The organism is Paenibacillus sp. V4I9 (assembly GCF_030817295.1).
Classification (GTDB): Bacteria; Bacillota; Bacilli; order Paenibacillales; family NBRC-103111; genus Paenibacillus_E.
The window spans coordinates 1,846,007-1,861,431 of sequence record NZ_JAUSZE010000001.1 but is presented as its reverse complement, the minus strand read 5'-3'; the positions used below and the strand labels follow the sequence as shown (position 1 = coordinate 1,861,431).

Here is a 15,425-nt window from a genome sequence, read left to right as displayed (position 1 = left end):
CATCGCAAATATTGACTGACTTAAGCTTATAATCCAAACCTTTTATCGGTCGCTCGACTAGTTCTTCGTACTCTAAGTGACAGGATACAAAATCCCCTGTTTTATACCCCTGTCATGACAGTTCCGCTACTGCACTATTCTGCCCGTCCCTCGGTTTTAAGGGTTTATCTCAGATATACTCACTCATTCGCAGGATTTCATTACCTTGATAATCAGTTTTCTTCAGAAAGTAAGTTCACTTGAACCGGTGTTTTAATTTTTAGGCATGCTATTCTCCCACCAGGAAGTTCAATCCGTCACAGCCCCCTTCTTTTTCTTTCATATTAATTTCTAGATTTCCCCAATAACCCCTCCTTAAAAGCCAATAAATCTACTTTCAGAAGAGTTTATTCTTCAATGTTTATGTCGCGGTTATTAAAAAACTGTAAGGGAATTTAATCATTGTTTTAATGTAAACATATTGCTACGGTACAAAGCGTTAATTTCAAATCAAAGAAAAGCCGCCCAACAAAAGGACGACTTTTCATTAATCTTATTGTGTTGACCATAGCTTGATCAATGCATTTGCATCTGCATTCAGAATAGCTTTTACGCTGCTGTCTTCTACATCTTTTCCTAAAGCTGGATTGTTAAGATGTTTCACAAAGTCCTGCATGTGCTTTGCAGCCTGATCTCGTCGGTTTTTATCAAGTTGATGCTGCGCTTGACTGAGGGCATTGCTCAGTTGCGATGTTAATGTGTTGCTAAGCAGTGATTGATAGCGATTAAGCAATGCATTCATAGCATTTATGCTGGTTGTCACATTGAATTGGAAATTCTTTTGAAGCCTATTTCCAGCTATATCCTCAGTGACGATAGCAGCAGAATAACTGCCAACTTTTCCTGTTAAATCTATGACTACGCTTGCTCCCTTTGTCAGATCTACTGCATATACAGCATCACTAACGCTGATCTGTGCAGAAGCTACACCTGACAGATTATCGGATACCTGGAAGGTTAATGAAAGATTGTCATCAAAGGACCCTCCCTCCTTTAACTCATTCCCATTAATCATAAATGTAAAGCTAGGAACTGTCGTGTCGACTTTTACCGTCTGTTGCCTAGCATCTTCAGCATTTCCTGCTCGATCCTCTGAACGATACTGAATGGTAAAGGTTCCGTCTTGTGGCAGTGGAAACGGTCCGGAATAATCCGTCCAATCCCCATTCTCACTTAGTTTGTACTGAGTCTTCTCTACGCCGGACATATCATCCGTTGCATTTAGTGTTACTACATTGCTTGTGTACCAGCCGTTGTTAGTTGTACCTGCCATAACTAGTTCGGTAACCGGCTTCGTTTGATCTAATAATAACGATACGGAATCTGACATTGGTGATTCTACAGTAACGTTTGTATGGCTAACCTTGTAATAATATCTTACAGCAGGATCAATTCCGCTGTCAGTGAAGCTCGTTGTGTTCCCTTGATAAATAGGCGTGTAAGTTCCATCAGCACGATTAGATCTGTATAGCGTATAGGACGTAGCTCCTAAAGCTTTTTGCCAGGAAAGTGCAGCAGAATTTGATGTTGTCGAATCTACCTTAAGCCCCACCAAAGGATTATGAGTCTGCGAATTGTCAACGATCATCATCCAGTTGATCAATGGATCCTGCGACGCAGTATTTCTCACTGTTATCATGATCGTGCCATCCGTTACGTCAACCGTATTGCCATAGACCGTATTGGATATAAAAGTGATGGCATTCTTTTTAACCCCATTAATATACAAGTCTGCTTTTCTGGTGGTATTATTCCAAATATCATTAAAGCCCGTATAAACGGTGTAGGACCCATTTTTTACAGTAAACTTGTAGGTCAGGTCAGTCCCTGCCGGGGAATTACTTACATTTCCACCATTTAGGTATCTGAGTGTTGAAAAAATATCTCCACTGGCTGAACCTGCAGGGTTAGAATTCGTTCCTACATAGCCCCAAGGTACTGTATCAGCTGAATTATACGCCTGTTCAACAACCTCCGTATTAACAAGTGTATCCTGAAGGTATGAGGTCATAAGGCTGTAATCACTCGTCGCATATCCGCCGCTGTTTACGAGATATATGGTCTTATCAGGAACTGCGTAAATTTTAAAGCGTAACGTTTTGTTATTAAACTGCGGAAGTGTGGCCTGTAAAGAATAGACACCCGGAAGTGTAAATGTATTTGCCGTTATTGGCAGAGAATTTACTGACCAAGTCACAGAAGTTGTAGTTGCTGATGCAGCACCACTTGGTATAACTTCTATTTGACTCGGTAATTCCAGTACAGTTCCGGTTGCAACAACCTCGGGTAATTGAATATTTATGTCCATCTTCCCCATACTGTCTAATAAATCTGTGGACCAACTGCTGTACCATCTTATGGATATATCTGTACCTTGCCCAAATTCAATCGGCAGCCAGACATACTTGGCACCGCCATTTGTAGTGAACTGTCCACCATTCCAATCATCCCCCACGTAGATAAATTTTCCTTTCGCCGGGTCAACAGGAATAACAGATGCTGATTGAGATTTAAAAGCTGTCATTGGGTCTGGATCCGATGACGATGTTCGGACAAATGGATTAACCGGAGCTGACCATGGCCCAAACATTTGATCTGCAACGCTGAATTTATTTTCATTCGGAGCCCACCCCGTCGCACCGGAGGTTATTAGATAGTACTTTCCGCTAAATTTAAATACGGCCGGAGCTTCACGCTGTGTGCCTGGGCCAACTCTAACATAATCTATGCCGTGAACTCCCTTATAGCTTGTATCGCGGACAGGATGACCATTTGCATCTACATTGCCGTCCTTATGCCAGCCTGCAACATCTGAATAATCATCCAACAGCTTGGAAATGTAGATGGTCAGGTTTTCTTCACTGGAATAAATGAGATAGGCCGTACCGTCATCATCTTTAAATAGATTCATATCACGTGCCATGCCCGGGTTGCCAGGCTGATAATCGATCTCACCCGGTGGAGCTTGATCCATACGGTAGCTCTTTTGGTAGATGAATGGACCCGTAGGTGAATCACTTAATGCATAACCTGCTTGCGCTTTTCCATAGTTTGCACTGTTATTATAAGGGTCTTTATCTCCGTCAATATGAGCCCACATGACATATTTCTTTGTTTTATCATTATAAATAACTTTTGGTCTTTCAATAATTCTGCCCGCTCTTATATCTGCCCAGACGTTTAACGTATCGGTCCGACCGGCATAAAGTTTTGAAATTAACGGATCGTTAGTAAAATCGTCCATTGATTTCACCATCGTTAATGCCATGCCCTCGTCAGTCCAATTGTAAAGATCCGTGGAAGAGTAAACTCTCACCCCTGCCGCAGGCCACGCACCTGTATGATATTCGCCATACCAGTAGTATTTTTGAGTTTTTTGATCATACATAATACCTGGTCCATGGGCATCAATTGGACTGCCATTGGTACTTGCCCATGTCGTACCAGGCGTAATTGTTGTTCTCACAGTTCCTACACCAAGAGGGTCCGATAAGGACGAGGTGACCCCATCTATCACCGCATTGATTTTATAAAAATATCCTGTACCTTGCGTTAATCCCGTATCTGTAAATTCCAAATCTGTACCGCTGTAAACCTGATTATAGGTTCCGGTAGCGCTCGAGGACCGACTTATCTTATAGGTTGTTGTTGTACCCTGCACTTTGTCCCAAATTAATGTTACGGATGTATCAGAAATTGAAGCTGCTGCAAAGTTTCCTGGAGCATCATATCTAAATGTGGTAGCTTGTACGGAAGCTGAAGTTGATTCTCCGATCGTGTTGTAAGCTCTTATCTGATAACTATATGCTGTGTTTGGTGTTAATCCTGTATCAGAATAGCTTAAGGCGATTCCATCATACACCTTGGTGAACGTATTACCTGCATCAGATGATCTGTATACTCTGTAGCCGGTTGTTTTAGCTGCTGCTGTCCAACTCAAATTGATTTTTGACGAATTTACGGCAATAGCCGTCTGTCCCGTAGGAGCAGGAGGTGGCGCTGGAGTCGTCCGTACACTTAGTTCGGGTGACCACTGAGATTCCGTCAGTCCGCCATATACAAACGCTATTTTATAATAGTATGCTGTGTCAAAGATTAGCCCGGTATCTACAAAACTGTTAGTCGTGCTGTTGGATACAAACGAATATCCTCTGCCAGCTGTCGTTGAACGGTAAATATTGTAACTTGTTGCTCCATCTACCGGAGTCCAATTTAATGAGATAGAGGAATTGCTTTGGGTGTCGGATTGAAGGACTGATGTGTTGACAGCCGGCGTGCCTGTTACCCTAACATCATCGACATAAACGGCCTGCCACTTATTTCGGATTCCTATTTTGCCACTATTGAAGGTAGAGTCAGTTTCATCAAAAACAAGCTTATCGATTCCGTTGTTAACGATGTAGCAGCGAATGGAATTGCCGACCAATACCATTTTTAACGTATACCATGTATTTTTGCTCAATGCATAACTGAGACTTTTTATAACCGTGTCCGTACCGTTGACCCTTTTTGATAGAACCAAAGTACTCGTTGTCTGCATTTGAAAATAATAAAAATTTCTAGAGTCCTGAACACGTGCCAGAATTCCCGGATAAGCCCCGCCTGCTCCTGTGTTGAAACGCATTGTAACGGTTGAATCCGTCCATGTAGAATCTCCTGCGGTTATGATTCCTTCACCTGTGTCCGTCTGATTCAATGCCTTATTACTGGCATCAGTTGGATCAGGATTGACTTTCCATGTTCCGGAGGTCGGTGTCCATATGGGATTAGCCGTATAATCTCCATCCGAAAAATCATCTTGGAAATAAATCGCAGGTGCTGCGGGTGCTGCTGAAACAGATGTGGAATGTCTGAAATTAAGAGATATTACTAATGTCAAGAGCAAAAACCATGCTAATAGTTTGTACTTTGTATTCACCATTTTCCCTCTCCTTTGCTGATTGAGTATTAAGTGTAACAATCCTCCAAGTCATCAAATTTTGTGCAGCGCTTTCATCACAGTTTATATTCTAGAGGCCAAGTGCTCTCAAACATAGTCTACATTCAATAAAATACTGAACATTTCTAACTTCTTAGTGTGAACAAAACATACTTTTATGAACTAATCAAAAAGTAGGTGACTTCTTCCACACTACTGTTCCTGATCATCTTGTTTTACATAATAGTCATGATATGAGAAGAAGAGAAAATTCTTACTTCTCACAAAAATGCGTTGGTACTAAGATTTATCTGACACAGACAAATAGTTTGTCCGCACCCATTTTTCAAAATCAACTGTATTTGGGTTAGTCCATATTCTCACCGTTTCCCCTCCTTTATGACATGTACAATAGAATATGTCCTCTATGATAAGATCATAACAAAGGAGTTGTAACGTTTACTTCCTACTATAATAGCTTTTTCAATCTGAACCCATTGAAGATAACTGCCCTTACTTGAATGAACAAAAATAAGGAGCTGCCGAGAGGCATGCTCCATCACTATCGTTCTCCGTTAGCGTAGCAGTACATGCAGCAATAATTGCTTATACTCCGTAGAAATCCTTTATATTTAACCAAGTTTCATACCAGAATGTTTTTTGTTTATTTGGTTTCAATATATCGATTTGTTTATCGTTCCTTATTAAAAACACTTTATCATCTATATTTTTTAGGGTATCACCGAACTGAAATACAATATCTAAACAATCCTGTCGATACTGTTTTTCTCTTGTATCTGACCACTCTGCTTTTTCAGTGGAAAAATTTTTTCTAATTTTTTCCTCGTCCCTTCTAAAAAACTTTAAGTTGTTAGACGTTGTCCTAGGCTATCGTATCCGTTAGTTTAATCTCGCAATCATTTAATCCGAAATAAGTTCATTGTTTACAATACGTCCGCCGATAGCGATTTGATAGCCTATAATATCCCGAATTGTAACCTCACTCCGGTGATTAGTGTAATTAGGTCCACTAACGATTTTTCCGGTAGTTGAATAACGATGACGCTCAACAGTTCCGCAATATGAAACAAATATCCTTCCACTACAATCACGCTATTTTATTTCAAACGGTCATCAGACTTGCATATTATTGAAACATTTATACTTTTTTGTAAACAAAAGAGTCCTAAGCAAGCGGATATTTACTATTGTCGGAATATTTCCCATCTATTATGTTAAAAGAGTTACTTCGTGATAATACCATAAACAGGAGGTTCTAAAATTGATACAAAACAAAAGGAAATGGAAGCAAATGATGAAGAAAACTTGTCTATGCCTGTTCGGCTCTCTCCAAGTTGCAGCTTTATGCACTCCTTTGCAAGCGGTTGCAGCCGAATCAGCAGTACCCATGATTGCACACGAGAAGCGCCAGATGGAGTATTTGGATCGGGGACTTGTGGCGGTTAAAGTGGATGGCGGCGTGTTTGTCAGCTGGCGTCTGCTAGGCACCGATCCGTCAGGTGTCTCCTTTTATCTTTACCGTGATGGGAAGAGGGTGAATAATGATCCAATCGTCTCCAGCACGAACTATCTTGATGCCAACGGCACGGCAAACGCCACATACACCGTGCAGGCGGTCGTAAACAACAAAAAGCTTTCTGTGTCCGATAAGGCTAGCGTTTGGGGACAACAATACCTTGATGTTCCCCTGCGCAAGCCGGCAAACGGAGTAAATCCCGACGGTTCTGCCTACACCTACAATGCAAACGATGCTAGCGTCGGTGATGTAGATGGCGACGGACAGTATGAGCTTATTTTGAAGTGGGATCCTTCGAATTCCAAGGACAATTCGCAGAACGGCATTACAGGTGAAGTGTTTGTGGATGCTTACAAGTTGGACGGGACCTTCTTATGGAGAATTTCTTTGGGCCGGAATATTCGCGCTGGGGCTCACTATACACAGATGATGGTCTATGATTTGGATGGCGACGGCAAAGCAGAGGTGGCTTTGAAGACAGCCGACGGCACAGTTGACGGAGCAGGCAAGATGATCGGCGAACCGAATGTCGATTATCGGGATGCCTCCGGACGGGTGCTTTCCGGTCCGGAGTATCTTACCTTGTTTGAAGGCGCTACTGGGAAAGAAATGGTATCGGTGCCTTATGAGCCTGCCCGGGGCAAGGTAACCGATTGGGGTGATGGTTACGGCAACCGTGTCGACCGGTTCCTCGCAACCATCGCCTATCTCGACGGCAAAACACCTAGTCTCGTCATGGCCCGTGGGTACTATGCGAAAACCTCATTAGTGGCATACAACTGGAAAAACGGCCAACTGACCAAGCAGTGGACATTTAACAGCAACGGCAATAAGGCATATGAAGCCCAAGGGAATCATAGTCTGAGTGCGGTCGATGTGGACGGTGATGGAAAAGACGAAATTGTTTACGGGGCGATGACCTTTGACGATAACGGTCAGGTTCTGTACAGCACCGGTTTAGGCCATGGAGATGCGCATCATGTAGGGGATCTGGACCCCGACAGACCGGGGCTGGAAGTTTTTAAAGTCATGGAACATACAGATTCCCCTTATGGCGCAGCGGTTTGGGATGCTGCTACCGGGCAAGTCCTGTGGGGAGTACACACAGGAAAAGATACGGGACGAGGCATGTCAGCCGATATTGACCCCAGATTGAAAGGCGAAGAGCAATGGGCTTCCACCGGAGTGGGTCTATATACGGTCAAAGGTACAAAAATCAGCAGCACAATACCATCGTCCATTAACTTCGGCATTTGGTGGGACGGCGATTTGCTCCGCGAGCTTCTCGATCATAACTACAATTCAGCTATCGGTGCAGGTCCCGGCAAGATCGACAAATGGGATTATATGAACAGCAAAACCGACAATTTACTGACAGCCGAAGGTACATTGTCCGATAACTCGACCAAAGGCAATCCTAGCCTGCAAGCCGATATTTTAGGCGATTGGCGGGAAGAGGCTATCTGGAGAACGGCCGACAGCAGCGCGCTGCGCATATACACAACAACGGCTGTCACCGAACACCGCTTCCCTACTCTCATGCATGATCCGGCTTACCGACTTGGCGTCGCTGCGGAGAACGTGGCTTACAACCAGCCCCCGCATACAAGCTACTATCTAGGCGAAGGGATGGCACAGCCTCCGGCTCCGAACATTTATGTTACATATCCAGCGGAAGTTCGCGTTAATCCGAACTCTTTGAATCTCAAAAGCAATGGTGGAGATCATTCCGTAACAGCAAAAATTGATCTGCCTGAATATGCTGGAGCCACCACTGCCGGAATAACCTCGGTAACCTTGAGTGTATATGGCGGCATAGTGCAGGGGGAAGACGCGAAGGGAGACAGCTCGAATGGATTCACGGTTAAATTTGACCGTCAGCAGCTCATTCAGGTGCTATCGGGGCAAACCGGCGAGGTAGAAGTAAGGATTACCGGACGGCTGGAGGACGGGAGCCAGTTTAGCGGTATTAACCGCATCCGGGTGCAGTAATTTTTAGGGTATCGATAATAAAAGGAACATGGACGGTTATGCCGTCCATGTTCCTTTTTACTTATTAACCTTTGTCATGGACACATTAAGTTCCGTACGCCAGGAGAATTTTATTCACAGATCAGAATCCAACAGCTCGTATTTTTTACCTTCTTTCTTTTCCTCTACAAATCCTCTAAGCCTTGTTTTTTCAAATCCTCAATCACAATTCTGGCAAGCTCTGTAGCTCCTGTACGATTAGGATGCAAAGTATCCCCAGTCATATAAAGCGCGAGTGTAGCTTCCCGCCGATGGATGTAAAGTAGGCCGAACTTATAACATTTAGGTCAATCAATGGAACATTCTCTTCTTGAGCTAAAGCCAGAATAGAATGTCTATACCATCTGTTCATAGAAGAATGTACATTTGCTGAATTAAAGACCGTTGCTCTGCCTTGTGGAGTTGATAAGACAACTATCGCTCCTTTCGCTTTAACTTATTTAACCATATCACGCACCATTAGGACATTGACTCGTTGAAAATAAATTGCCACATTTGCAAGTAAACTTTTATATAATTCCTACTTTTCTAATCAAGTATTTTTGATATAATGTATTACTTTACAATAATGTCTTAATTTATTTGGACGGAGGCGTAAGCCGGATGCGTGAATGCGGTGTTAACTGATGCCAGTGGCTTCTCCGACCATATTTGTCAAAAGTGTTTAATAACTTTGTTATAATCTTTAAATTAGATTGCTCTTCTTTACCATAGTAAATCCAATTGCAAAATGCACTAGAAATAATGCCGTGTCCACTTTACTCACATAGCCATGCTTTATTGATTGAACTATCGTTCTGCGTTAGTTAATAAGGCAACTGAACACACTTACTGAGCAAAAATAACTACACTGATATATAGAAAAGCTCCAAATAAAACCGAAGTCGCGAATATTAGAACGTCACTTTTATGGAGCTGCTTCAAAGCAACTCCTGAACTATAGTTCTCCGTCCCTCGGTTTTAAGGGTTTATCTCACGTATACTCACTCATTCGCAGGATTTCATCACCTTTAAAATCAATATCGTTCAGATACTAAGTTGGTTAGAACCGTTGGTTCATATTTTGGGCATACGGGAACAGAGGAACACGTGGAATATTTCCCCAGTTCATACTCTACTGCACGCATACTCCACAATTTCCTTAGAGGTTCACCCTCCCAAGGCTCAACGGGTCTATGCCCTTACATTCCTTCGTTATACCTGACCAAGGTGTGGAGACCGATAGCGTTTAGCGGATGGGTCTGTGCCCTTTTGGAGAACGAACTCGGTCCTCCGTGCTTTCTTTGTGAATATCCTGCGAATGAGTCAATCTACGTTATCAACAATAAGTCTTAGGCTGCCGGAGCGTAGTTGGGGGTAGCTTTTTCAGGTAAAAATGCTTCTCCTCTTTGAACAATGCCAACCAGAATTCGAGCCAATTTTCCAAGCAGCTTAAAAAGGGACTGTTGTTTCTTCATTTGCTTGATCTGAACATTATTCTCGTGCATCTGTCGAAAGACTGGATTCGTTCCTACGAGTGTGATTGTCGCCAAATACAAATATTTGCGTAACGTAGCATCTCCCCGTTTCGAAAGTTTGATTTGTCCCTTGTGTTTTCCTGACATTCTTTCAGCCAAGTTTAGACCTGCTTTACGCAATAACTGACGTCCATGTGCATACTGCCTAAGGTCGCCAGCACAAGATAGAATGGCTGCTATGAAGATTGTGCCTAGGCCTTTGATCGATCGAAGCTGATCGGCAATAGGAATTTCTTTTAGCAATGCTTGAGTGTCCTTTTCAATCTTTTCTAGTATTTCAACGATACGCTCAAACTCTTCTAATAACCGCCTTAAATCTTGCTTGGCTTCATGAAGAGCTGTCTTGTCTCCTACACTCTGCTTAGCTTGTGAAATAAGCTGCGCAGCTTTCTGAGTACCCGTAGAACCACCAGCTCGTTTCATATGCCTTCTCCAACTTGTAATTACCTCGGATACGGACAGTGACTGAAGATCTAGCGGTGAGGGTAAATCTTTAAGAGTAGCCAAGGAACGTTTGCAGGTCCAGTCTTTAAACACCGAGGTATACTCGGGGAACCGAATATCTAACCAACGGATGATCCGGTTCTGCAGCCGCACACTATTCGTCACCCAAAATTCCCGGTCACTCATCATCGTCCGCAACCTTTGAAAGACGGTAGTCTGTCTCGTGTATTCATAGTAATAGCCTCGACAGACGACGTCTGCGATAACAAGGGCATCCTTAGGATCACTCTTGGACGGACAATTATCGCGGTTCTCCTTATTTCGTTTGGTGGTTGCTGGGTTCACCATGACAACGTTTATGCCTTTGTCGGCAAGCCAATTAGCCAGGTTGAACCAGTAGTGTCCGGTTGGCTCCATACCGATGATTAGGGTATTCAATCGGTGTTTCTGTTGCAATTCATCCATCCAACGTTGTAATCTTTCGAATCCTTCTAAGTCGTTCGTAAATGATAGATGTCGCTTGGCCAGAACGATACCCCGAAAGTTAGTAGCCTGCGCGACATGAATTTCCTTCGCCATGTCGATACCTACTACAAGATGCGAGGTGGAAATTCGTTCAATACGTTGATTTTGTCCATCGTTTTGTTTAAACTTCATAGTTAGAGCGCCTCCTTGATGGTATTGGGTTTCGAACCCGTGCACAAACCCATCATACCGAGGCGCTCCTTTTTTGACAAAGCCCATTTCTTAGGCTATACAGGAATGTTTAGCGTGGTTCAAAACATTAAAGCAGCTCTGTCGTATATTTTCGATTCGTTATAGTTGTTTTCAACAAAATCAATTCAATACCAGTGTAGTTGGTATTGTGTAAATCGGTTAAGCAACCGTGTTTTTCTCTTCTAACGAATTGAACCTCTTTGTTGAATAATATTAGCCATTCCTTACTTGTGCGTTTTATAAATCCCTTGCCTAGGTTTGTGAGATCCCTAACATTAAAGTCACTCTCAATTGATAATCCTACCCATTCATTTTCATGATCAAAAAGCAAATAACAGTTCTTATCTGATTCACCACCGTTATTTAATAAAATACAATCTTCACGATCGTAGAAGTACAAATAAACGAATGTATCTTCTTTATTATTCTCTATCGTCATTCTCATTTAATAGCCCCTATCTAAGAGCAATAGTTTTTATATTCAGTGCACATATTCCACCTTCAGAGGTAATCTTCCTCAAATATCTACTACTCATTAATTTCTACAGAATTACCACGTTATCCTGCCCTTTCGGAATGACCCACCGTATATTTATCATGTCAAAAAACGCGTTGTTATCGGGTTTGATACAATGTATCTTCTTTTCCACCGATATTCTTTTTCAATTTTATCCTATGGATCGGAGGTATCTGTTAAGCGAACTTATAAAAACAAAAAACCGCACTTCCCTTTCAGGAAGAACGGTTTATTTTTATTTCTTTATTCCTTCAAGCAAGAGGCCTGTCGCCGATGAGAGTTGTCTAATATCCTCCGCCGTATCCATACCCTGGATAATAAGGATAATATGGGTGGTAGTATGGGTAAGGTCTGAAGAATGGATATATAAAATGAAAAAATGGAAAATGCTGCCGGCGATATCGGCGATATCTCCTTTGACCATATGGTTGTCTGGTTGGATCATTTTCCCTTTCTTCGCCATCAACCTCTTCAGGAACTAACATGGTGACGCCATCATCGTCCATATCATCGATAATTCCCTCAAACTGTGACCCGTCTCTCAGTTGTGCAATAACATGGTACTTCAAATATCTTTGACATAATGTTTTTACATCGCCACCCATAGGGTTAGCTTGAATAGGATTCATTTGATACACGCGCCTATCCCTCCTTTAACTATCGTTAGGATATTCGCCCATTATAAAAAATGTTCACGTATGTATGAAAAAAAACACGGCACTCTACGCCTAAAAATCCCGCTTATCTATTCCTTCCAACAAGCGGCCATACCGATCCAAGCGGGAGCGTTAGGAGTAGGAAAAGACGAAATGAAAAAACGGCCGTTGTTAGCAGCTATTTCGCGATAAGGCCGTCTTTGTTTTTCTCGATATTTTTGTGTTGGATTAAGGAAATTTAAATTACAAAAGCTGATATTATAGAACGATTTTGACAAATTGTAATAGATTCCCCTCCAGGTAACGAAAAATCTGGGTCAGAAAACATCTTCCTTACTAATGGATACAATTCTTTAACAGACAATATTGGCATCTGACTCATTCGTCTCTCTCCCTTTCTGTTACAGCAAATATTTACGAATAAAGTAAGTAGGCGTACAGCTCCATGCATGGCAATAGCTGTTAATCAAATTACTGCCGTAGGGCGATAGCTTTTTATCATTCGGGTTGTAGATTTCCCAGAAACAATCCGCTCCGTCTTTGACCATTTCTCCCCAGTAAGCTCTGATTTGCTCCAAGGCTTTTTCTGGTCTTCCACTTTCAAAAAGCGCCTCAATCAGATGATGATACATATAAGGGGTTGTCATCCCAATTTCCGGAGGGTGCTCGAATAAACGATCCATCAATTTACCATTTTCGGTTGCATTCAGAACGCCAGCCAGGGCCATCCAGACCTGCGATGCCCATGAAATCTGCCTATTCGCACCGCTTACGAAGAAGCTATGTTTCGCATCCCATAAATGAGTGAGTACAGCACTGGTCGCACGATACGTGTGTTCAGAAATGAATGCTGCTTCTTGATCTCTTTCCAGCTCTTCAGCAAGTAGCTGCCCTCTTTTGAGACAATACAACAGGATTGCCTGTGCAGAGGCTGACCGTTAGGACTTGACGCATCCCGAAATAATTTTACTGTAGAAAAAGAATTTTTCGACTCTCCGAGTATATCGTAGCCAAGGAAAACAACTTTCCCTTGATCCTGTAAAGCACTTTGATACCACTCCGATTGCTGAATGAGCTTGGCTTTATCCGGCTTTTCATAGACGCCTGCATCATCGGATCGTCCTGCGCAAAAGGTTTTAAATTCCAAGTTGAATACACAGATAGAGTTTACAAATTTGGTGTCAAATTGATTGTTATTAATCGCCTTTTTCAGCTTATTTGAGGTCCATTCACTGGTCGTGTTGGATTCGCTAATCTGTGGAACGTTGCTGCTGGATAAGACCTCCCGCACCTCGTTGTTCACGACGATGGAGCGGTTCAAATTAATAATGTTTCGAAATAGTAAGTCTGCCACTTCGCTGGACGTTTCCAAATGATTTTCATAAGTTTGCGCATTCGTTTCCATTAATGTGTTCTTGGCAATATTGAAAGAAATAAATCCTAAAATGAAAAGTGGGGGCAAAGATATGACGATCATCGCAACTAGAAACCGACTTCTAAGTCGTTGAAAACGAAAATTGGAAAAGAGAAACCGTATCCGTTTCATCATGTTGTGCCTTCTCCCATCCTTTGCAGTATGCATCATGATACCCTCTTAAGGTTATAAAGGTATTATAGCTAGATTAAGCCCAATTACATAATGTCCTTATTTTTTGGTTGGGTGTCCGTTTTTTTTGGAATGCGAAGGAAATGCCTTGCCCTGCAACTTGTCATGGGGCGGACTTTCTTGTGCCTCGGGCTTCTTGTAGATACGTTGCTATACAGTTCCCTTTCAGAACAGTATGAATATACTGAATGAAGCATCAGCACACTGGAAGGGGAGACAGCATGCAACGAAAATCTTGGCACGTCTTGAAGCCTCGAGTCAATACGCTAATACCCCGTATAATTGCAACTATTCCTGTAAAAAGCCCGGTCTCCAACATCGTCGTTAATCCGGTGACGAACCGCGTATACTTTTTACAAGGCGAAAACGATTTGAGTGTTCTGGATGGGAACACAAACAAAATCATAGCAACATTGAAAACGGGACAATTGCCTTTCCAAATGGCAGTCAATACGAGAACGAACCGTATTTATCTTGTTAACTTCTTTGATGGTACTGTTTCCGTTATTAACGGCCGCACGAACCGGATCATCACAACAGTTAAAGTGGGAGAACGCTGCGATGAAATCGGGCTTAATTCCCGAACGAATCTGATCTATATAGCGACAATATCCTTATCGTCTAACAAGGCCAATGTTGCTGTTCTGAACGGGAGTACCAACAAGATCCAACAAAGAATCCCTTTTATTGGACGTCCCTCAGAAATTTCAATTGATGAAAGAACGAACCGAATTTATGTGACGAACACCAGCAAAGATACAGTATCAGTTATTGACGGAAGTACGAATAACATTCTGACATCTGTCAAAGTGGGGCGAAATCCAGTCATAACTCCGGCCTTAAATACGAGGACAAACCGCCTTTATATTGCTAACAACCTAAGCCGATTCTGTTCCGTATTGGACCTGCGAACGAATCAAATTCACAATATTCAGCTCGGCAGACTTCAAAGTGAAATTACACTTAACCCTGTGACGAACCGAATCTATGTATCAAGCGCACAAATATCAGTAAAGGGGCGGCTATTTGTCATTGATGGCAGACTGGATCGTGTGATCAGAACCTTAACTATTCCTTCTTCAACAAATACGCTGATCAACCCGCGTACAAACCATTTATTCATATCGGAGTTTCGGGAGACCGGAGCAGCTCCGCTTAAGGTCTATAACGGCAGCACTCTGAAGCGTATCGCAATTCTTCGCCCCACCAAGAGATCAGGTGCCACGGTACTTAACCCGCGAACAAACCGAATCTATTCAGGCGGGGAAACTAACATTACCGTCATTCAGGATTAGGTGTAGACCTAACCTCCATCACTTTTTATACGAAAAGGCAGAATAAACAACCCCCACCGATATCCTCCGATATCGGTGGGGGTTGTTTGTTTTACTAATCGGAATTTTTATAGAAACTTAGTAGTCCTGCCAGCATAATCTCTCTGTT

At 42.5% G+C, this 15,425-nt stretch carries 8 protein-coding genes and 1 pseudogene; 2 read left to right on the top strand and 7 right to left on the bottom strand.

What is annotated here, in order from left to right:
• Window positions 1-532 precede the first annotated feature (532 nt).
• A complete protein-coding gene (locus QFZ81_RS08650; protein WP_307602323.1) occupies window positions 533-4,960 on the bottom strand; it encodes an OmpL47-type beta-barrel domain-containing protein in 4,428 nt (1,475 codons plus the stop codon).
• Between the two features lie 1,309 nt (window positions 4,961-6,269).
• Between QFZ81_RS08650 and QFZ81_RS08645 the strand changes: the two genes are divergently transcribed.
• The gene (locus tag QFZ81_RS08645; protein WP_483874676.1) at window positions 6,270-8,486 is read left to right on the top strand and encodes a rhamnogalacturonan lyase; all 2,217 of its coding nucleotides are present in this window, start codon (window positions 6,270-6,272) and stop codon (window positions 8,484-8,486) included.
• A gap of 164 nt (window positions 8,487-8,650) precedes the next feature.
• Here QFZ81_RS08645 and QFZ81_RS08640 read toward each other — a convergent pair.
• From QFZ81_RS08640 to QFZ81_RS08610, 6 genes and pseudogenes are all read right to left on the bottom strand, one after another.
• Window positions 8,651-8,985 (bottom strand): annotated as a pseudogene (locus QFZ81_RS08640) (SGNH/GDSL hydrolase family protein); the annotation flags it as partial.
• Between the two features lie 871 nt (window positions 8,986-9,856).
• Entirely contained in the window at window positions 9,857-11,143 is a 1,287-nt protein-coding gene (locus tag QFZ81_RS08635) for an IS110 family RNA-guided transposase (protein WP_307602321.1), read from the bottom strand.
• A gap of 127 nt (window positions 11,144-11,270) precedes the next feature.
• Window positions 11,271-11,648: a hypothetical protein gene (locus QFZ81_RS08630; RefSeq protein WP_307445572.1), complete on the bottom strand. Its 378-nt coding sequence runs from the start codon at window positions 11,646-11,648 to the stop codon at window positions 11,271-11,273.
• Between the two features lie 356 nt (window positions 11,649-12,004).
• Window positions 12,005-12,358, bottom strand: coding sequence for a hypothetical protein (locus QFZ81_RS08625; RefSeq protein ID WP_307445577.1), 354 nt, complete (start codon window positions 12,356-12,358; stop codon window positions 12,005-12,007).
• A 419-nt stretch (window positions 12,359-12,777) separates the two neighbouring features.
• Window positions 12,778-13,248: a hypothetical protein gene (locus QFZ81_RS08615; protein WP_307606850.1), complete on the bottom strand. Its 471-nt coding sequence runs from the start codon at window positions 13,246-13,248 to the stop codon at window positions 12,778-12,780.
• Window positions 13,146-13,925: a hypothetical protein gene (locus tag QFZ81_RS08610; RefSeq protein WP_307607137.1), complete on the bottom strand. Its 780-nt coding sequence runs from the start codon at window positions 13,923-13,925 to the stop codon at window positions 13,146-13,148. Before QFZ81_RS08610 ends, QFZ81_RS08615 begins: the two co-directional genes overlap by 103 nt.
• 278 nt (window positions 13,926-14,203) lie before the next feature.
• Between QFZ81_RS08610 and QFZ81_RS08605 the strand changes: the two genes are divergently transcribed.
• On the top strand, window positions 14,204-15,277 hold the full coding sequence (locus QFZ81_RS08605) for a YncE family protein (protein ID WP_307602319.1): 1,074 nt from the start codon (window positions 14,204-14,206) through the stop codon (window positions 15,275-15,277).
• The last annotated feature ends 148 nt before the right edge of the window (window positions 15,278-15,425 follow it).

Bases quoted from the DNA above. Each gene is read 5' to 3' on its own strand.
- QFZ81_RS08650 (WP_307602323.1), bottom strand. From the start codon at position 4,960: ATGGTGAATACAAAGTACAAACTATTAGCATGGTTTTTGCTCTTGACA.
- QFZ81_RS08645 (WP_483874676.1), top strand. From the start codon at position 6,270: ATGATGAAGAAAACTTGTCTATGCCTGTTCGGCTCTCTCCAAGTTGCA.
- QFZ81_RS08635 (WP_307602321.1), bottom strand. From the start codon at position 11,143: ATGAAGTTTAAACAAAACGATGGACAAAATCAACGTATTGAACGAATT.
- QFZ81_RS08630 (WP_307445572.1), bottom strand. From the start codon at position 11,648: ATGAGAATGACGATAGAGAATAATAAAGAAGATACATTCGTTTATTTG.
- QFZ81_RS08610 (WP_307607137.1), bottom strand. From the start codon at position 13,925: ATGATGAAACGGATACGGTTTCTCTTTTCCAATTTTCGTTTTCAACGA.
- QFZ81_RS08605 (WP_307602319.1), top strand. From the start codon at position 14,204: ATGCAACGAAAATCTTGGCACGTCTTGAAGCCTCGAGTCAATACGCTA.